This is a genomic window from Streptomyces sp. NPDC028910 (assembly GCF_055564955.1).
Map to the genome: position 1 here is coordinate 1 of NZ_JBVHVF010000007.1, position 17,387 is coordinate 17,387.

Here is a 17,387-nt window from a genome sequence, read left to right on the forward strand (position 1 = left end):
GTCTCCTTCGACATCGACGCGAACGGCATCATGCACGTCACGGCCAAGGACCTCGGCACGGGCAAGGAGCAGAAGATGACCGTCACCGGCGGCTCTTCGCTCGGCAAGGACGAGGTCGACCGCATGCGCCAGGAGGCCGAGCAGTACGCGGAGGAGGACCACCGCCGCCGCGAGGCCGCCGAGTCCCGCAACCAGGGCGAGCAGCTCGTCTACCAGACGGAGAAGTTCGTCAAGGACAACGAGGACAAGGTCCCGGCCGAGGTCAAGACCGAGGTCGAGACCGCGATCGCCGAGCTGAAGGAGACGCTCAAGGGCGAGGACACGGCCGAGATCCGCACCGCGACCGAGAAGCTCGCCGCGGTCAGCCAGAAGCTCGGCCAGGCGATCTACGCCGACGCGCAGGCCGCCCAGGGTGCCGCCGGTGCGGCCGCGGGTGACGGCGCTCAGGCCAAGGCCGACGACGATGTCGTCGACGCCGAGATCGTCGACGACGAGAAGCCGAAGGGTGGCGCTGCCTGATGTCGGAGGAGACCCCGGGTTTTGACGAGAAGCCCGATGTCCCCGACGCCGCTCAGGACGACGCTGAGCCGAAGGCCGCCGACCCCGCCAAGGAGGAGGCGGCGGCCCCGGCCGGGGACGCACAGTCCGCAGGACAGGACGTAGCCCTGCTGGCGCAGCTGGACCAGGCCCGTACGGCGCTCTCCGAGCGCACCGCGGACCTCCAGCGGCTCCAGGCGGAGTACCAGAACTACCGCCGCCGGGTGGAGCGGGACCGGATCACCGTCAAGGAGATCGCGGTCGCGTCCCTCCTGACGGAGCTGCTCCCGACCCTGGACGACATCGGCCGGGCGCGGGAGCACGGCGAGCTGGTCGGCGGCTTCAAGTCGGTGGCCGAATCGCTGGAGACGGTCGCCGCGAAGATGGGCCTCCAGCAGTTCGGCAAGGAGGGCGAGCCCTTCGACCCGACCATCCACGAGGCCCTGATGCACTCGTACGCGCCGGACGTCACCGAGACGACCTGCGTGGCGATCCTCCAGCCGGGGTACCGGATCGGCGAGCGTACGATCCGTCCCGCGCGGGTCGCGGTGGCCGAGCCCCAGCCGGGCGCGGCCCCCAAGTCCGAGTCGGCGGAAGGCGAAGCGCCGTCGGACAAGGACGCGGATGCCCCCGACAAGGGCTGATGTCGAACAAGTAGAGGCACGAGAGGAGGGACACCGGGGATGAGCACGAAGGACTTCGTCGAGAAGGACTACTACAAGGTCCTCGGTGTCCCGAAGGACGCGACCGAGGCCGAGATCAAGAAGGCGTACCGGAAGCTCGCACGCGAGTTCCACCCGGACGCCAACAAGGGCGACGCCTCCGCCGAGGAGCGCTTCAAGGAGATCTCCGAGGCGAACGACATCCTCGGCGACCCGAAGAAGCGCAAGGAGTACGACGAGGCCCGCACCCTCTTCGGCAACGGTGCCTTCCGCCCCGGGCCGGGCGGGGGCGGCGGCTCGTTCAACTTCGACCTGGGCGACCTCTTCGGGGGCACGCAGCAGGGCGGCGCCGGGGCCGGCGGCTTCGGCGGCGGCCTGGGCGACGTCTTCGGCGGCCTCTTCAACCGCGGCGCCGGCGCCGGTGCGGGAGCCCGTACCCAGCCGCGCCGCGGCCAGGACATCGAGTCGGAGGTCACCCTCTCCTTCACGGAGGCGGTGGACGGGGCCACGGTCCCGCTCCGGATGTCCTCCCAGGCACCCTGCAAGGCCTGTTCGGGCACCGGCGACAAGAACGGCACACCCCGGGTGTGCCCGACCTGCGTCGGCACCGGCCAGGTCTCGCGCGGCAGTGGCGGCGGCTTCTCGCTGACCGACCCCTGTGCGGACTGCAAGGGCCGCGGCCTGATCGCGGAGATCCCCTGCGACGTCTGCAAGGGCAGCGGGCGCGCCCGCAGCTCCCGCACGATGCAGGTCCGGATCCCGGCGGGCGTCTCCGACGGCCAGCGGATCCGGCTGCGCGGCAAGGGTGCGCCGGGCGAGCGCGGCGGTCACGCCGGTGACCTCTATGTCGTCGTGCACGTCGGTAGCCACCCGGTGTTCGGCCGCAAGGACGACAACCTGACCGTGACCGTGCCGGTGACGTTCGCGGAGGCGGCGCTGGGCGCCGACATCAAGGTCCCGACCTTGAACGGCCCCTCCGTGACGCTGAAGCTGCCGCCGGGCACTCCCAACGGACGCACCATGCGGGCCCGCGGCAAGGGCGCGGTCCGCAAGGACGGCACCCGCGGGGACCTGCTGGTGACGGTGGAGGTCGCCGTCCCGACCGAGTTGTCGGACAAGGCACGCGAGGCACTGGAGATGTACCGCGAGGCGACGGAGTCGCAGGACCCGCGCTCCGCGCTGTTCGAGTCCGCGAAGGGAGCATGACATGGACGGCCGCCGACGCACGTCACGTCTGGGCAACGGGTACCAGCTCACCGATGAGACTCCGGTCTACGTGATCTCGGTGGCCGCCCAGCTCTCGGGCCTGCATCCGCAGACCCTGCGCCAGTACGACCGTCTCGGCCTGGTCTCCCCGGACCGTACGGCTGGCCGCGGCCGGCGCTACTCGGCCCGTGACATCGAACTGCTCCGCACGGTGCAGGCGCTGTCGCAGGACGAGGGCATCAACCTGGCGGGGATCAAGCGGATCATCGAGCTGGAGAACCAGGTCGCCGCGCTCCAGCAGCGCGTGGCCGAGCTCTCCGCGGCGGTCGACGGCGCTGCGGCCACCCTCCGGGCCCGCGAGGCCCAGGTCCACGCCTCGTACCGGCGCGACCTGGTCCCGTACCAGCCCCCGCAGCCGGGCAACGCGCTCGTGGTGTGGCGGCCCGCCCCCAAGCGCCCGCTGGACTGACCGGGCGGCTCCGCTCGTCTTCACGCTCACCGACAGGCTCCGCCCCGCCCAGGGCGGGGCCTGACGGCTTTCTAGAGCCCTTGCGGGGCCTGGTCCTGCTCCTGGTCCTGCTCCTGGTCCTGCTCCGGGTCCTGGTCGCGGTCGCCCTCACAGTCCCTGTCCCCGTCCGGGGCGGAGGGCCCGCCCAGGATGCCGGACTGGGCGATGAGGTAGCCGAGCTGGGCGCGGCTGCCGCTGCCGAGGGTGGTGGCGAGTTTGGCGATGTGGGCGCGGCAGGTGCGGACGTTCATGCCGAGGCGGCGGGCTATGGCCTCGTCGACGTGCCCCTCGACGAGCAGCTGCGCGATGGTCCGCTGCACGCCGGTGATCCCGCCGGGGGTGCGCCGGTACGTCACTTCCTCCTGCAGGGGCACGGCGCGGTGCCACAGCTGCTCGAAGACCTTGATGAGGTAGTCGACCAGTCCCGGATGGCGCAGTTCCAGCGCGACCCGGCGGTCGTCGCTCACCGGGATGAAGGCGACCGTGCGGTCGAAGATGATGAGACGCTCTATCAGCTCTTCCAGGGTGCGGATCTCCACCTTCCCGGTGGAGATCCGGTCCACGTAGGCGAGCGTGCCCTGGCTGTGCCGTGCGGTGTGCTGGTAGAGGGTCCGTATGCTGACCCCGCGGTCGATCAGCGGCTGGTCCCGTTCCAGGGCCTGTGTGAGGGCCACGGAGGGCCGGGCGCCGCCCGGTTGGACCGTCAGCACCTCGGTGTGGCATTCGGCGGTCGCGAGGTTCAGGGCGGCGTTGATGCGCTCGAAACCCTCCAGCACCGTGATGGCGTGGGTGTTGGCCGGACTCTGTGCGCTGATGGCCAGGAAAGGCTCGAAAGTGTCGGTGAGATCTACAGCGCTGCGCCGGCGGTCTTGGATCTCGCGTTCAATCGGGTGCAGCCGTTGAGCCAATGCGACGGACGGGGGAACCGGACGGAGCTGGTTCGCGTCATCCGGGTCGGGTTGCAGAAGGGCGAATTCCAGCAGGCAGGGGGCGTTCTGGATCTCGCCCCGGGCGATCCGGCCGGTGCTCAGTGCCGTCGCGTAGAGCCGCGTTCCCTCGGTGCACATGGACGTGACGGGGTGGGGATGTGTCGGTTTTGTCTCGTTTCGCGTCAAATCTCCACCCCCCAGGGTCCTGAACATGCAAGAACATGATGCATCGTCCCTGTGGCATTGACGTGCCTGAATGAGCCATCGTCTGACACGCGGGGGAGAGGATTCCATCAAGTGAGGACGAAGCCGACCATGAACGAGAGAATGCTTCGCTCGGTGCTTGCCATAGTTTTCTCCGCCGTTGCGGTTATTGGGGCAGTCAGCGCCGTCGAAAGTGACGCGGGGAGCGCTAGGGACGGTCAGGGAACGAGCCTGACGAGCACGGAGTTCGACACCGGTTGGACCACAGCGCCCGTGGGGAAGTACGCGGACACCGGCTGGACCAGCGGTGAGCTCGGCGGAAAGTCCGATACCGGTTGGACCGAGGCTCCTGTGACGGTGTCGGCATGACGCCCGACGACCGCGGCTTCCGCCGCGAGATGGCCTCCGCCTACCGCTCGGGCTGGCAGTTCATCGACCTCGCCACGGCCATCCCCCACCCTGGCGACTCGTTGATGGTCACCCTGTTCGGCCAACCGATCGTCGTCGCGCGCGAGGAGGACGAGGACGTACGCGCCTACCGGTGCCTGCGCCGCCCGCGGGGCGCGCCGCAGCCCGTCCGCTGCGAGGTGCGCTACGGAATGGTCTTCGTCAACCTCGATCAGCGCGACCACCAGCTCTTCGAACCCGATATCACCACCGCCACCCCCCGCAGTGCCTGAAGCGATTCCCCCGTCGTTGCAGATCGCTCAGGCGCTACCCCCACACAACGGCGCCATCGTGGACCTGACCACGATGGCGCCGTTGTGATGTCCGCGTCCAGTGCGTGAACCGGACAAGATGAAGGATCAACGGCTCAGGCGCGCCCCATGGCCCGGTCCAGGCTGATCTCCATGACCACTCGGTCGGGATTGGGCGACGGCGTCCGCCCGTACCGCTCCGCGTAGCGCGCCACCGCCTCGGCGACCGACGCCTCGTCCGTACGGATCACCGCGCGCCCCTCCAGGGTGGCCCAGCGGCGCCCTTCCATCTGGCAGACCGCGACCCGGGCCCCGCCCGGGTGCACGGCCTGCGCCGCCAGGATGTTGCGGATCTTCTTGCTGTGCTTGTTGCTGATCACCCGCGCCAGCCCGGCCTCCGGGTCGTACGTCACGCCCACCGGCACCACGTGGGGCGTGCCGTCGGGGCGCGGGGTGGTCAGCGTGCAGACGTGCCGCTCCCGCCAGAAGGCGAGGTACTCGGGCGTCGGATTGAGTACGTCATGGGACATGGGGCGAAGGGTACGGCTCCGCTGTGTCCCGCACTGCCTTGAGTGGAATAGACTCAACTTTGCATACGCTGACTCTGTCAGACCGAGTTCTGTACGCCCTCCGGAGAGGAGAAGACGCAGTGGACGCCGAGCTGACCAACAAGAGCCGGGACGCGCTGAACGCGGCCACCAGCAGGGCCGTCAAGGACGGCCATGCCGATCTGACCCCCGCGCACCTGCTGCTGGCCCTGCTCGCCGGCGAGGACAACGAGAACGTCATCGACCTGCTGGTCGCCGCCGACGCCGACCAGGCCGCCGTACGGAGCGGCGCGGAGCGGCTCCTCGCCGCCCTCCCCAGCGTCACCGGCTCCACGGTCGCGCCCCCGCAGCCCACCCGCGAGCTGCTCGCCGTACTCGCCGAGGCCGACGCCCAGGCCGGCAAGCTCGGCGACGAGTACCTCTCCACCGAGCACCTGCTCATCGCCATCGCCGCCAAGGGCGGCGCGGCAGGTGAGGTCCTTTCCACCCAGGGGGCCAGCGCGAAGAAGCTGCTGGGCGCCTTCGAGAACGCGCGAGGAGGGCGACGGGTGACCACCCCCGACCCCGAGGGTCAGTACAAGGCGCTGGAGAAGTTCGGCACCGACTTCACGGCGGCCGCCCGCGAGGGCAAGCTCGACCCGGTCATCGGCCGTGACCAGGAGATCCGGCGCGTCGTACAGGTGCTCTCGCGCCGTACGAAGAACAACCCGGTGCTCATCGGCGAGCCCGGCGTCGGCAAGACGGCCGTCGTCGAGGGCCTGGCCCAGCGCATCGTCAAGGGCGACGTCCCCGAGTCCCTGAAGAACAAGCGGCTCGTCGCCCTCGACCTCGGTGCGATGGTCGCCGGCGCCAAGTACCGCGGCGAGTTCGAGGAGCGGCTGAAGACCGTCCTCGCCGAGATCAAGTCCAGCGACGGCCAGATCATCACCTTCATCGACGAGCTGCACACGGTCGTCGGCGCGGGCGCCGGCGGCGACTCCGCCATGGACGCGGGCAACATGCTCAAGCCCATGCTGGCCCGCGGCGAGCTGCGCATGGTCGGCGCGACCACCCTCGACGAGTACCGCGAGCGCATCGAGAAGGACCCGGCGCTGGAGCGGCGCTTCCAGCAGGTGCTGGTGGCCGAGCCGTCCGTCGAGGACACCATCGCGATCCTGCGCGGCCTCAAGGGCCGCTACGAGGCGCACCACAAGGTGGTCATCAACGACAGCGCGCTCGTCGCCGCCGCGACCCTCTCCGACCGCTACATCACCTCCCGCTTCCTCCCCGACAAGGCCATCGACCTCGTCGACGAGGCCGCCTCCCGGCTGCGCATGGAGATCGACTCCTCGCCGCTGGAGATCGACGAGCTCCAGCGCGCGGTCGACCGCCTGCGGATGGAGGAGCTGGCGCTGAAGAACGAGTCCGACCCGGCCTCCCTGGAACGCCTGGAGAAGATCCGCAAGGACCTCGCGGACAAGGAGGAGGACCTGCGGGGCCTGACCGCCCGCTGGGAGAAGGAGAAGCAGTCCCTCAACCGGGTCGGTGAGCTCAAGGAGCGCCTGGACGACCTGCGCGGACAGGCCGAGCGCGCCCAGCGCGACGGCGACTTCGACTCCGCCTCCAAGCTGCTCTACGGGGAGATCCCGGCGCTGGAGCGCGAGCTGGCGGAGGCCACCGAGGCGGAGCAGGAAGCCGCCCGGGACACCATGGTCAAGGACGAGGTGGGCCCCGACGACATCGCGGACGTCGTCGGGGCCTGGACGGGCATCCCGGCCGGCCGGCTCCTGGAAGGGGAGACGCAGAAGCTGCTGCGCATGGAGGACGAGCTGGGCCGCCGCCTGATCGGCCAGACGGAGGCCGTACGGGCCGTGTCGGACGCCGTACGCCGCACCCGCGCCGGCATCGCCGACCCGGACCGGCCGACCGGCTCCTTCCTCTTCCTCGGCCCGACGGGCGTGGGCAAGACGGAGCTGGCCAAGGCGCTCGCCGACTTCCTCTTCGACGACGAGCGGGCCATGGTCCGCATCGACATGTCGGAGTACGGCGAGAAGCACAGCGTGGCCCGTCTCGTCGGCGCGCCGCCCGGCTACGTCGGCTACGAGGAGGGCGGCCAGCTGACCGAGGCGGTCCGCCGGCGCCCGTACAGCGTGGTGCTGCTGGACGAGGTGGAGAAGGCCCACCCCGAGGTCTTCGACATCCTGCTCCAGGTCCTGGACGACGGCCGCCTCACGGACGGCCAGGGCCGGACGGTGGACTTCCGCAACGCCATCCTGGTGCTGACGTCGAACCTGGGGTCGCAGTTCCTGGTGGACCCGGTGACCCCGGCGGAGCAGAAGAAGGAGCAGGTCCTGCAGCTGGTCAGGGCGAGCTTCAAGCCGGAGTTCCTGAACCGCCTCGACGACCTGGTGGTCTTCTCCGCGCTGACCGAGGACGAGCTGGCGCACATCGCGCGGCTCCAGATCGGCCGTCTCGCCAAGCGGCTGGCCGACCGGCGCCTGACCCTGGACGTCACGCCCGAGGCCCTGGCCTGGCTGGCGGACAAGGGCAACGACCCGGCGTACGGCGCCCGGCCGCTGCGCCGCCTGATCCAGACGGCGATCGGCGACCGGCTGGCGAAGGAGATCCTGTCCGGCGAGGTCAGGGACGGCGACACCGTGCGGGTCGACGTGGCGGGCGAGGACCTGCTGGTCGGCAAGGCCCTCTGACCGGACCCGGGCCCGCCCCGTGTCCGCTCCCGGCCCGCCCCGTGTCCGCCCGCAGCGGATCGGGTGAGCCTGGGCTGGACACGGGGTGGGCGACATGGGGGAGGATGCATGTATCCGCACGAAGGGAAGTACACGGTGAGCATCGACCCGGCCTCGATTCCGAACTTCGGAGGGCAGCAGCCCGAACCGCAGGCCACAGGACCGGCGGGCCCCGTCGTCCCCGACCAGGACCTCGTCAAGCAGCTGCTGGACCAGATGGAGCTCAAGTACGTCGTCGATGACGAGGGTGACCTCGCGGCGCCGTGGGAGGAGTTCCGCACGTACTTCATGTTCCGCGGCGAGGACGAGCAGCAGGTCTTCTCCGTGCGGACCTTCTACGACCGTCCGCACAAGATCGACGAGAAGCCCCAGCTCCTCGAGTCGATCGACGACTGGAACCGCCGCACCCTGTGGCCCAAGGTCTACAGCCACACCCACGACGACGGCTCGGTCCGCCTGATCGGTGAGGCGCAGATGCTGATCGGCACCGGCGTCAGCCTGGAGCACTTCGTGTCCTCCACGGTCAGCTGGGTCCGCGCGTCCATCGAATTCGACAAGTGGCTCGTCGAGCAGCTCGGCCTGGAGAAGGAGATCGACTCCAACGGCGACGACGACGGCAACGGCACCAACTAGCCGTTACAGCGGGACGCGGGCGACCAGCAGCAAGTACAGCCCGTAGCCGTAACCGAGCCCGGCCACCACCGCGGTCACCACGACCGCGGTGCGCGGCCGGGCTTTCGCCATGACGGCGGCCAGCGGCAGGAGCAGCGGGAAGGCCGGCAGCAGGAAGCGCGGCTTGGACTCGAAGAAACCGGCTCCGCCGAAGGCGATCACCAGCAGGACCGCGGTGTACGCGAGCAGGGGCAGCGGGGTGCGGTCCAGTACCAGCAGCACCGCCAGGAGCCCGGCGGCGGCCAGCAGGACGACGGTCACGGTGGTGGCGAGCGGCACGTGTCCGCCGGTCAGGACCCGCTCGGCCGAGCGCAGCGCCCCGCCGCCGAAGTCGAACCGGGAGCCCCAGCTCCGCTGCACCGCGAAGTAGCCGCCGAGGGGGTCGCGCATCCTCACCCCGACGGCCAGGACGTACGCCGCCCAGCCCGCCGGCGCCACCAGCCCGGCCACCCACACCTCGGGCGCGCGGGATCTTCGTACGATGATCGCGTACAGGGCCATGGCCGAGACGGCGGCCGCGACGGCGAGCCCGGTGGGCCGGGTCAGTCCGGCGAGCACGGCGAGGCCGGCGGCCCACATCCAGCGGCCGCGCAGCAGGGCGTAGAGCGTCCAGGCGGCGAAGGCGGCCAGCAGCGCCTCCGTGTAGGCGAGGGTGAGGACCACCGCGTGCGGCAGCGCCGCCCACAGGCCCACGAGCAGCAGCCCGGCGCGCGGCCCGATGACCCGCTCCCCGACGCGGTAGATCCCGAGGGCGGCCACGGCGGCGGAGACCCAGGCGACGAGGAGGGCCGCGGGGACGAGCCCGCCGGGGAGTATGCCGGAGACGACCCGTATGAGCGTGGGGTAGAGCGGGAAGAAGGCGTAGTCGCTCTGTACGGGCCCGGTGCCGGTGAGGGCGTCGGGCCACATCAGGGTCCGCCCGTAGCCGTTGGCGGCGATCCCGAGGTACCAGGAGGAGTCCCAGGACCTGCCGAGCACCCGCAGCGGATCCCGTCCGGCCCACCAGGACCCGAGGGCGAGCACCAGCACCCCGCCGCCGCGTACGGCGGCGAACACCCCGAGCGCGAGCACCGTCGTGGGCGCGGCCGACCGGACGGCCCGGACCGCGCGCATCTCCAAGGGCGACGCGGACACGGTCGCTCTGCCCGTTGCCATGTATCCCGACTTTCCGGCTCTCGGTGGTCGTCCGCTCACCCGATCGTGAGGGCTTCGGGCACGTGTACGAACGTCAGCTTCACACCGGCCTCAGCCACCCCGCAACCACAAGCGGTGGCCGGGGCCGGTGCACGGAGCGCCCAGCACCCCTGGTACTCAGAACACAATCTGAGTACAGTCTGAGTATGAGCCTTGCTTACCTGGGAGCCGAACCCGAGTCGGTTTCGTTCACCGATCTGTCGAGAAACCCGAAGGCCGTAGCTGCCCGGGCTGCCGCTCTCGGCGCTCTGCGCGTCACCCATCGGGACGCGCCCGACATGGTGCTGACGACTGCCGTGCACGCGGAGCGCACCGAGGAGAACCTCACGACGGCGTCTCGGCTCTTCCTCGCGCTCATGAAGCACGATGACGGAGCCCGGTCGCTACTGCTGGCGCTGCCGGAAGTCTTCCCGTGGGTGCGGCATCTGGACGACGAAGAGATGCGCGCGTTCACCGTGGAACTCCTGGAAGCACTTTCCGATGCGGCAGAACTGGGTGCCAGGGAAGACGTGCACCGCGCGCTCGTTTCCTGGCGGGCGACGGCTCGCATCAACGCTGATCCGGATCAGCTCAAGGAAGCGCTGCGTCCGCTCGACGGGGAGGACCTGGGTCCGGTCGAGGTGGGCGGGTGAGCCCGAAGAAGGGCGATCGGGTCCGCGTTCCGCCGCTGAGCGGATGGAACGTCGTCTTTGGGACAACCGATGCGGTGACGGGGTGGGAGGAGCTGTGCCGCGCGGCTCTGCCCAGTGCCCACCGCTGCCTTGAGGCGCTGCGCACCAACCCGTTGTCGCGGCGGCCGGGTGCGCTACCTGGTCAGCCCTGAGACATCGACCGTCGTTCTGGTCTACGCGTCTACTCGGCACCCGAAAGACACTGAATAGCTCGTCTCTCCCGTGCGGCACGGGGCTGGCTGAAAGGCCGGGCCCCACGCCCGCACGTCCATCTGGCTCGCTCTCAGCGGGCCAGCCGACCGAGGCGCTCAACCGCCTCCTGCAATACAACCGTCCGCTTGCAGAAGGCCCAGCGGACCTGGGTGGCGCCGGCGGACGTGTCGTCGTAGAAGACCTGGTTCGGGATGGCGACCACGCCGCAGCGCTCCGGGAGGGCGCGGCAGAAGGCCAGGCCGTCCTTCTCGCCCAGGGGCGTGATGTCGGTGGTGATGAAGTAGGTGCCCTGCGGGCGGAAGACCTCGAAGCCGGCCGCCGTGAGGCCGTCGGCGAGGATGTCGCGCTTGGCGGCCAGGTCGGCGCGGAAGGCGTCGTAGTACGAGTCGGGGAGGGCGAGGGCCTCGGCGATCGCGTACTGGAAGGGGCCCGAGGAGACGTAGGTGAGGAACTGCTTCGCCGAGCGGACCGCCGCGACCAGCTCCGGGGGCGCGGTGACCCAGCCGACCTTCCAGCCGGTGAACGAGAAGGTCTTGCCGGCCGACGAGATCGTGACCGTGCGCTCGCGCATGCCCGGAAGGCCCGCCAGGGGGGTGTGGGCGCCCTCGAAGACCAGGTGCTCGTACACCTCGTCCGTGACGACCAGCAGGTCGCGCTCGACGGCCAGCTCGGCGATCGCCGCGAGCTCCACCGCAGTGAGGACGGTGCCCGTCGGGTTGTGCGGGGTGTTCAGCAGGAGCAGGCGGGTGCGCGGGGTGACGGCGGCGCGCAGTTCGTCCAGATCGAGGACGAAGGCCCCGGCGTGCGGGCGCAGGGTGACCGGGACGCGTACGGCGCCGGCCATCGCGACGCAGGCCGCGTACGAGTCGTAGTACGGCTCCAGGGCGATGACCTCGTCCCCCGGCTCCAGCAGGGCGAGGAGGGCGGCGGCGATGGCCTCCGTGGCGCCCGCCGTGACCAGGACCTCGGTGTCGGGGTCGTAGCCGAGGCCGTAGAAGCGCTGCTGGTGGGCGGCGATCGCGCTGCGCAGCTCCGGGACCCCGGGCCCCGGCGGGTACTGGTTGCCGCGTCCCGTGAGGACCGCGCGGGAGGCCGCCTCGGCGATCTGCGCCGGGCCGTCGGTGTCGGGGAAGCCCTGACCGAGGTTGATCGAACCGGTGCGGGCGGCCAGCGCGGACATCTCCGCGAAGATCGTCGTGCCGAAGGCCGCCAGACGGCGGTTCAGGAAGGGGCGGTCGCTGCTCACGGGTGCGCTCATGGGCGCCATCCTGCGGGCTACCTCTGGACTTCCTCAAGTGTGCTTTGGGCCGCGCGGGCAGGGGGCATCCCCCCTTCACGCGGGACGCGGGGATCCCGCTCCCCGGGAGGACCGGGGCGTGAGAGAGGCGGCGGACATGGGGTTCGTCTTCGTCGTGGTCGTGCTGTTGGTGTGGTTCTTCCTCGTGACCAAGGTGGTCCGGTCGTTCACGGGGCGGGGTTCGTCCCGTCGCCGGGGCCGCGGCGTCAGCTGGTGGACGGGCGGTGACTCGTCGTCGGGCTGCGGATCCTCCTCGTCCTGCGGCGGCTCGTCTTCCTCCTGCGGTGGCGGTGGGGGCGGCGGGGGCGGGGGATGCGGCGGCGGTTCCGGCTGACACGGGGCAGCCGGCGCCGTCCGGACGAGGGCGCCCGGCGGTCCGATTTCCTTCGGGCGCCCTCTCGTTCGCCGATGCATGACGACGCGCGGGACGCAACCGGTTGAACACGTGAACTGCGGAGCCCCCGGGGGGATGTAAACCCCGTCAAGTTGGGTAAAAACGCTGTGAGTGCCGTGCCTTTCATGATTCCCTCGGTTGAGTAGACCAGTCCTCGGGCCTCCCTGGACTTCCTGTGGACCCGTGCCGGTGTCCCCCCACCCGTTGACTACCGCTGGCGGGCCCCGGCCCATCTCCCTCGCGCGTTTGCGGAGCCGACTCATGCTCACGACCCTCCAGACCTCTTACACCGACACGCGTGCCGCCGATCTCGCCTGGGCCCTGGGTCGGGACCGGCTGCCCGCCCTGGCCGTACTGAACCTCGAACTGTCGGGTGCCAAGGTGGAGTTGCGCCTGCTCGGGGCCTCCCACCAGGTCCTTCTGGAGGAGGGGGAAGTGCTCTGCTCGGAGACGGTCGCCTGCATGCCCGGCAGCAGTACGCCGCTGCCGCTCGGCGTGGCCAAGCGGGTGGGCGACTGGGAGTACGAGTTCGCCGCGCGGGTCGAGACCCTGTCCCGCGGGTCCTTCGCGGGGCGGGCACAGGAGTTGCTCGCACTGGTGGCCGACCACCCGAACGGGCTAGCGGGTACCTTTCCCGGCAGCCCGCACGCCTTCACCGCCATGCTCGCGCAGCATTACGAGGGACAGATGCGCTGGCGGACCTGGCACGCGTACCCGCAGGAGGGTCAGCTGGTGGCCACCCGGACACGGGTGGGGGTGCGGACGGGAGCCGCGGCAGCGGTGGCCGTGGAGTCGCCCGCGCTGCTGTAGCGGGGCGGGCCGGCGCCCGGGGGCGTGGCTGCTTCGACACGGTTGCGCCAACTGGCCCAATCGGTACGCCACTTGCACCCATGTGGGTGACCGGATGTGAGTGGGCGGTGACGTACGGTTCGCTTCATGATCGACCGTTCCGTCCCGCGCCGGGTCCTCCCGGCTCCGGAGCCGCGGGGCGCCGCGACCGTCCCGGCCGCCCTGCCCGTACGGCCCCGGACCGGCCGACTCCTCGTCCTGGCCACCGTGTTCGTCTGCGCCGCCTGCGGGCTCGTGTACGAACTGGAGCTGCTCGCCCTGGGCACCTACCTCATCGGCGACTCCGTCACCCAGGCGTCGGTCGTGCTGTCCGTCATGGTCTTCGCCATGGGGGTCGGCTCCCTGCTCGCCAAAGGGCTGCGCCACCGGCCCGCCTTCGGCTTCGGCGCCATCGAGGCCGGGCTCGCCCTCCTCGGCGGGCTCTCGGCCATGGCGCTGTACGCGAGCTTCGCCTGGCTCGGGGAGTCCCGCCCCGTGCTCGTCGCCTTCTCCTTCGCCATCGGGGTGCTCATCGGCGCGGAGATCCCGCTGCTCATGTCCCTCATCCAGCGCATCCGCAGACAGGACGCGGGCGGGGCCGTCGCCGACCTGTTCGCCGCCGACTACGTGGGCGCGCTCGTCGGCGGCCTCGCCTTCCCGTTCCTGCTGCTCCCGAGGCTCGGCCAGCTCACCGGCGCCATGCTCACCGGCACGGTCAACGCGGCCGTCGGCGGCGGGCTGGTCCTGTGGCTGTTCCGCCGCGACCTGAGCCGGCGCTGCCGCTGGCTGCTGATCGGCGCGAACGCGGTCGTCCTGGTGGTGCTCGCCTCCGCGACCGTCCTCGCGGACGACTTCGAGCGGGTCGCCCGGCGCGCCGTCTACGGCGGGGAGGTGCGGGTCGCCGTCCGGACCGGGGTGCAGGAGCTGGTGCTCACCGGGCCCCCGACCGGCTCCCCGCGCTCCCTCGACCTGTACCTCGACGGGCGGCTGCGGGTCAGCGGTTACGACGAGTACCGCTACCACGAGTCCCTGGTGCACCCCGCGATGACCGGCCCGCACGCCCGGGTCCTGGTCCTCGGCGGCGGTGACGGGCTCGCCGCCCGCGAGGTGCTCCGCTACCGGGACGTCGCCTCCGTCACCGTCGTCGAGCTCGACCCCGGCGTGGTCCGGCTCGCCCGCACCGATCCGATGCTCTCCGCGCTCAACGCCGGGGCGTACGAGGACCCGCGCCTGGCCGTCGTCACGCAAGACGCCTTCCGCTGGCTGCGGGGGCCCGCCGCCCGCGACCGGTTCGACGTCATCGTCTCCGACCTGCCCGACCCGGGCATCACCCCGAGCACGAAGTTGTACTCGCAGGAGTTCTACGGGCTGGCCGCGCGGGCCCTGAGCCCCGGCGGCCGGATCGCCGTACACGCCGGACCGATGGCCACGCGCCCGCTTACCTACTGGACCGTCGACTCCACCCTGCGCGCGGCCGGCCTGCTGACCACCCCCTACAGCGCGGGCGGCCGCCTCTCCGGCTTCGCCGCCGGACCGGACCGCACCCCCCTCGGCGTGACCGAAGCACCGCCGCAGGACTGGGGCATCGTCCTGGCGGCCCGTGACCAGGCCCCCCGACTGCACGTGGACCGCGACACGCCCGCGCTGCGCTCGCTGTCGACCGGCTCACTGCAGGACGCCGCGCGCGACGCGGAGCGCACCCGGGTGAGCGGACTTCCCCCGTCGACCCTGCCGCACCCGCGGTATTCGTGACCCGGTGCGGTTCTCGTCGGTAGGCTCGACCGCATGGAGCATCAGGTGTTGGTCCCGGTACCGGCAGACGACCTCCGCGCCGTGCTGCGCGACCCGGCCCGCGTGGCCCGCTGCGTGCCGGGACTCCAGCAGGACGCCGACACCGAGGCCGGGCCGCTCTCGGGCCGGCTGAAGGTCCGGGTCGGCGGGAGCACCGTGACCTATCGGGGGACCCTGGTGGTCACCGAGCGGGACCCGGGGCACTTCGTCTTCGACGGCGAGGGCACGGAGGTCCGCGGCAGCGGGACCGTGACGTTCTCCCTGGACCTGCGGCTGACCCCGGTCGAGGACGGGACCCGGCTGGACTTCACCGGTGCGGCCACCGCCGACGGGCGCGCCGCCGCCTTCAGCGCCGAGGCCGCGGCCGGCGCCGTACAGCGGCTGCTGGACCGGGCCGCGGACCAGCTGACCGCCGGGTCCGCCGTCGCCGGTGACCCCGTGGCCGACGCCGAGGCCGAGGCCGAGGCCGTGGCCGAGGACGCCGAAGACACCGAGGACGCTTCGGACGTGGAGGGCCCGGGTTTCCCCGGGGACGAGATCACCGAGGTCACCGCCTCCGTATTCGACACCGATGTGCCGCCGCCGTCCCTGGATCCCTTCCTCACCGGTGACTTCGAGGACTTCGACGGGGCCCCGCGGCCCCCGGCCGAGGCCGCCCACGCCCGCCGCACGATGATCGGCCGCAGCGCGGAGGAGGTGGACCACGCGCCCCCGCGCGGCCGGTACGCCCCCGTTCCCCCGCCCACCGCCACCACCGCCGGCGACAGCCTGCGCTGGATCGCCCCGGCCGCCGCCCTCGCGCTGGCCTCGGCGGTCGTCATCGGCCGAGCCCTGCGCCGCCGTCGCTGACCTGCCGGCGCGGCCCGCATTAGGGTCGACCGCATGAGTACGCAACTGAGCGCCGGCGGCGCCGAGGTGACGGTCGACCAGGAGAACGGCTGCCGGATCAGCAGCCTGCGCATCGACGGGACGGAGCTGCTGCGCCAGGGGCCGAAGTACGGGGCCTTCCCGATGGTCCCGTGGTGCGGCCGGATCGAGAACGGTCAGTTCCGCGACGGGGCGACCCTCCACCAGATGCCGGTCAACCACCCGCCGCACGCCCTCCACGGCTTCGGGCGCGACGCACCCTGGCGGGCGGCCGGGGCCACCGCCACCGAGGCGGCCTTCACCTATGACCTCGCCGACCCGTGGCCGTACCCCGGCCGGGTCACCCAGGTCTTCGCGCTCGCCGAGGACGCGCTGACCCTCACCCTGGGCATCGAGACGTACGGGGACTCCTTTCCGGCCCAGGCGGGCTGGCACCCCTGGTTCCGGCGCGACCTCGGAACCGGCGGCGGAGCCGTGGAGATCGCCTTCGACCCCGCCTGGCAGGAAGAGCGCGGCGCCGACCACCTGCCCACCGGCAAGCGCATCGACCCGAAGCCCGGCCCCTGGGACGACTGCTTCGGCATGCCCGAAGGGGTCGACGTCACCCTCACCTGGCCCGGCGCGCTGGAGCTGCGGCTCACCAGCCGCGCCGAATGGGTGGTCGTCTACGACGAGGAACCCGAGGCCGTCTGCGTGGAACCGCAGTCCGGACCGCCGAACGGGCTGAACACCCTGCCGCGCCTGATCACCCCGGTGGATCCGCTGGAGATCTCCACGACGTGGACCTGGCGGCGGCTGCGCTAGCGCGCAATGAGGCCCTGCCCGGACAGGGCCTAAGCTCAGGGGCATGAGTGACGTACGGGATGCGCTTCTGCAGCAGATCAAGGACAAGGCCGTCGTGCACGGCAAGGTGACCCTCTCCTCCGGCCGGGAGGCCGACTACTACATCGACCTCCGCCGGATCACCCTCGACGGCGAGGCGGCCCCGCTCGTCGGCCAGGTCATGCTCGACCTCACCGCCGACCTCGCGTTCGACTGCGTCGGCGGTCTGACCCTGGGCGCCGACCCGGTCGCCACCGCGATGCTGCACGCCTCCGCCGCGCGCGGTCAGCGTCTGGACGCCTTCGTCGTCCGCAAGGCGCAGAAGGCGCACGGCATGCAGCGCCGCATCGAGGGCACCGACGTGAAGGGCAAGCGCTGCCTGGTCGTCGAGGACACCTCGACCACCGGCGGGTCCCCGCTGACCGCCGTCGAGGCCGTCCGCGAGGCCGGCGGCGAGGTCGTCGCCGTCGCCACGATCGTCGACCGCGGTGCGGCCGACGCGATCGCCGAGGCCGGCCTCCCGTACCTCACCGGCTACCGCCTCGAGGACCTCGGCCTGTCTTAGGGGCTGGGACGGCGACCGGCCACCGCCGCAACGGGCGGAGAAGGCCCTCTGTAGC

The 17,387-nt window shown here is 71.5% G+C and carries 19 protein-coding genes; 15 read left to right on the forward strand and 4 right to left on the reverse strand.

From position 1 onward, the window contains the following. The 4 genes from ACZ4TV_RS11725 to ACZ4TV_RS11740 form a co-directional block, all read left to right on the forward strand. Positions 1-519 (forward strand): Hsp70 family protein (locus ACZ4TV_RS11725; RefSeq protein ID WP_468133315.1); only part of this gene is annotated, 519 nt, incomplete at its 5' end. After that, positions 519-1,181 carry a nucleotide exchange factor GrpE gene (gene grpE / locus ACZ4TV_RS11730; RefSeq protein ID WP_468133317.1) on the forward strand — a complete coding sequence of 221 codons (663 nt, stop codon included), beginning with the start codon at positions 519-521 and terminating at the stop codon, positions 1,179-1,181. The genes ACZ4TV_RS11725 and grpE, both read left to right, overlap by 1 nt. Before the next feature lie 39 nt (positions 1,182-1,220). After that, a complete protein-coding gene (gene dnaJ, locus ACZ4TV_RS11735) occupies positions 1,221-2,405 on the forward strand; it encodes a molecular chaperone DnaJ (protein ID WP_468133319.1) in 1,185 nt (394 codons plus the stop codon). 1 nt (position 2,406) lies between these two features. Next, complete coding sequence (locus ACZ4TV_RS11740; protein WP_468133321.1) at positions 2,407-2,874, forward strand: heat shock protein transcriptional repressor HspR; 468 nt, start codon at positions 2,407-2,409, stop codon at positions 2,872-2,874. 71 nt (positions 2,875-2,945) lie between these two features. On the opposite strand, the gene ACZ4TV_RS11745 is transcribed toward ACZ4TV_RS11740, so the two are convergent. Then, positions 2,946-4,055, reverse strand: a complete 1,110-nt coding sequence (locus ACZ4TV_RS11745) for a helix-turn-helix transcriptional regulator (RefSeq protein ID WP_468133323.1) — start codon at positions 4,053-4,055, stop codon at positions 2,946-2,948. A 102-nt stretch (positions 4,056-4,157) separates the two neighbouring features. Between ACZ4TV_RS11745 and ACZ4TV_RS11750 the strand changes: the two genes are divergently transcribed. Both ACZ4TV_RS11750 and ACZ4TV_RS11755 read left to right on the forward strand, forming a co-directional pair. Beyond that, positions 4,158-4,415: a hypothetical protein gene (locus ACZ4TV_RS11750; RefSeq protein ID WP_468133325.1), complete on the forward strand. Its 258-nt coding sequence runs from the start codon at positions 4,158-4,160 to the stop codon at positions 4,413-4,415. Further along, positions 4,412-4,726, forward strand: a complete 315-nt coding sequence (locus ACZ4TV_RS11755) for a (2Fe-2S)-binding protein (protein ID WP_468133327.1) — start codon at positions 4,412-4,414, stop codon at positions 4,724-4,726. The genes ACZ4TV_RS11750 and ACZ4TV_RS11755 overlap by 4 nt, the downstream gene beginning before the upstream one ends. Before the next feature lie 134 nt (positions 4,727-4,860). On the opposite strand, the gene ACZ4TV_RS11760 is transcribed toward ACZ4TV_RS11755, so the two are convergent. Beyond that, complete coding sequence (locus ACZ4TV_RS11760; RefSeq protein ID WP_468133329.1) at positions 4,861-5,274, reverse strand: pyridoxamine 5'-phosphate oxidase family protein; 414 nt, start codon at positions 5,272-5,274, stop codon at positions 4,861-4,863. Positions 5,275-5,393: 119 nt separating this feature from the next. Between ACZ4TV_RS11760 and clpB the strand changes: the two genes are divergently transcribed. After that, positions 5,394-7,979 carry an ATP-dependent chaperone ClpB gene (gene clpB / locus ACZ4TV_RS11765; protein WP_468133331.1) on the forward strand — a complete coding sequence of 862 codons (2,586 nt, stop codon included), beginning with the start codon at positions 5,394-5,396 and terminating at the stop codon, positions 7,977-7,979. Between the two features lie 135 nt (positions 7,980-8,114). Further along, a complete protein-coding gene (locus tag ACZ4TV_RS11770; protein WP_468133727.1) occupies positions 8,115-8,651 on the forward strand; it encodes a type III secretion system chaperone family protein in 537 nt (178 codons plus the stop codon). A 3-nt stretch (positions 8,652-8,654) separates the two neighbouring features. Here the strand turns inward: ACZ4TV_RS11770 and ACZ4TV_RS11775 are convergent, their stop codons facing one another. Next, the gene (locus ACZ4TV_RS11775) at positions 8,655-9,845 is read right to left on the reverse strand and encodes a hypothetical protein (protein ID WP_468133333.1); all 1,191 of its coding nucleotides are present in this window, start codon (positions 9,843-9,845) and stop codon (positions 8,655-8,657) included. A 185-nt stretch (positions 9,846-10,030) separates the two neighbouring features. On the opposite strand from ACZ4TV_RS11775, the gene ACZ4TV_RS11780 reads away from it, so the two are divergent. Then, entirely contained in the window at positions 10,031-10,516 is a 486-nt protein-coding gene (locus tag ACZ4TV_RS11780; protein ID WP_468133335.1) for a prevent-host-death family protein, read from the forward strand. Positions 10,517-10,838: 322 nt separating this feature from the next. Here the strand turns inward: ACZ4TV_RS11780 and ACZ4TV_RS11785 are convergent, their stop codons facing one another. Continuing rightward, the gene (locus ACZ4TV_RS11785; protein WP_468133337.1) at positions 10,839-12,035 is read right to left on the reverse strand and encodes a pyridoxal phosphate-dependent aminotransferase; all 1,197 of its coding nucleotides are present in this window, start codon (positions 12,033-12,035) and stop codon (positions 10,839-10,841) included. A gap of 109 nt (positions 12,036-12,144) precedes the next feature. Between ACZ4TV_RS11785 and ACZ4TV_RS11790 the strand changes: the two genes are divergently transcribed. The 6 genes from ACZ4TV_RS11790 (at position 12,145) to pyrE (ending at position 17,332) form a co-directional block, all read left to right on the forward strand. Continuing rightward, complete coding sequence (locus tag ACZ4TV_RS11790) at positions 12,145-12,399, forward strand: hypothetical protein (protein WP_468133339.1); 255 nt, start codon at positions 12,145-12,147, stop codon at positions 12,397-12,399. A 321-nt stretch (positions 12,400-12,720) separates the two neighbouring features. Then, positions 12,721-13,269, forward strand: a complete 549-nt coding sequence (locus tag ACZ4TV_RS11795) for a DUF2617 family protein (protein WP_468133341.1) — start codon at positions 12,721-12,723, stop codon at positions 13,267-13,269. A gap of 126 nt (positions 13,270-13,395) precedes the next feature. Next, on the forward strand, positions 13,396-15,039 hold the full coding sequence (locus ACZ4TV_RS11800) for a polyamine aminopropyltransferase (RefSeq protein WP_468133343.1): 1,644 nt from the start codon (positions 13,396-13,398) through the stop codon (positions 15,037-15,039). Positions 15,040-15,072: 33 nt separating this feature from the next. Beyond that, positions 15,073-15,927 (forward strand): SRPBCC family protein, encoded by an 855-nt coding sequence (locus tag ACZ4TV_RS11805; RefSeq protein ID WP_468133345.1) that lies wholly within the window; start codon positions 15,073-15,075, stop codon positions 15,925-15,927. Between the two features lie 33 nt (positions 15,928-15,960). Next, positions 15,961-16,749 carry an aldose epimerase family protein gene (locus tag ACZ4TV_RS11810; RefSeq protein ID WP_468133347.1) on the forward strand — a complete coding sequence of 263 codons (789 nt, stop codon included), beginning with the start codon at positions 15,961-15,963 and terminating at the stop codon, positions 16,747-16,749. 43 nt (positions 16,750-16,792) lie between these two features. Beyond that, a complete protein-coding gene (pyrE, locus tag ACZ4TV_RS11815; RefSeq protein ID WP_468133349.1) occupies positions 16,793-17,332 on the forward strand; it encodes an orotate phosphoribosyltransferase in 540 nt (179 codons plus the stop codon). Positions 17,333-17,387 lie beyond the last annotated feature (55 nt).

Excerpts from the sequence above, each read along its gene's own strand:
- grpE (WP_468133317.1), top strand. The coding sequence starts at position 519 with ATGTCGGAGGAGACCCCGGGTTTTGACGAGAAGCCCGATGTCCCCGAC.
- dnaJ (WP_468133319.1), top strand. The coding sequence starts at position 1,221 with ATGAGCACGAAGGACTTCGTCGAGAAGGACTACTACAAGGTCCTCGGT.
- ACZ4TV_RS11740 (WP_468133321.1), top strand. The coding sequence starts at position 2,407 with ATGGACGGCCGCCGACGCACGTCACGTCTGGGCAACGGGTACCAGCTC.
- ACZ4TV_RS11745 (WP_468133323.1), bottom strand. The coding sequence starts at position 4,055 with ATGTTCAGGACCCTGGGGGGTGGAGATTTGACGCGAAACGAGACAAAA.
- ACZ4TV_RS11750 (WP_468133325.1), top strand. The coding sequence starts at position 4,158 with ATGAACGAGAGAATGCTTCGCTCGGTGCTTGCCATAGTTTTCTCCGCC.
- ACZ4TV_RS11755 (WP_468133327.1), top strand. The coding sequence starts at position 4,412 with ATGACGCCCGACGACCGCGGCTTCCGCCGCGAGATGGCCTCCGCCTAC.
- ACZ4TV_RS11760 (WP_468133329.1), bottom strand. The coding sequence starts at position 5,274 with ATGTCCCATGACGTACTCAATCCGACGCCCGAGTACCTCGCCTTCTGG.
- ACZ4TV_RS11775 (WP_468133333.1), bottom strand. The coding sequence starts at position 9,845 with ATGGCAACGGGCAGAGCGACCGTGTCCGCGTCGCCCTTGGAGATGCGC.
- ACZ4TV_RS11780 (WP_468133335.1), top strand. The coding sequence starts at position 10,031 with ATGAGCCTTGCTTACCTGGGAGCCGAACCCGAGTCGGTTTCGTTCACC.
- ACZ4TV_RS11785 (WP_468133337.1), bottom strand. The coding sequence starts at position 12,035 with ATGGCGCCCATGAGCGCACCCGTGAGCAGCGACCGCCCCTTCCTGAAC.
- ACZ4TV_RS11795 (WP_468133341.1), top strand. The coding sequence starts at position 12,721 with ATGCTCACGACCCTCCAGACCTCTTACACCGACACGCGTGCCGCCGAT.
- ACZ4TV_RS11800 (WP_468133343.1), top strand. The coding sequence starts at position 13,396 with ATGATCGACCGTTCCGTCCCGCGCCGGGTCCTCCCGGCTCCGGAGCCG.
- ACZ4TV_RS11805 (WP_468133345.1), top strand. The coding sequence starts at position 15,073 with ATGGAGCATCAGGTGTTGGTCCCGGTACCGGCAGACGACCTCCGCGCC.
- ACZ4TV_RS11810 (WP_468133347.1), top strand. The coding sequence starts at position 15,961 with ATGAGTACGCAACTGAGCGCCGGCGGCGCCGAGGTGACGGTCGACCAG.
- pyrE (WP_468133349.1), top strand. The coding sequence starts at position 16,793 with ATGAGTGACGTACGGGATGCGCTTCTGCAGCAGATCAAGGACAAGGCC.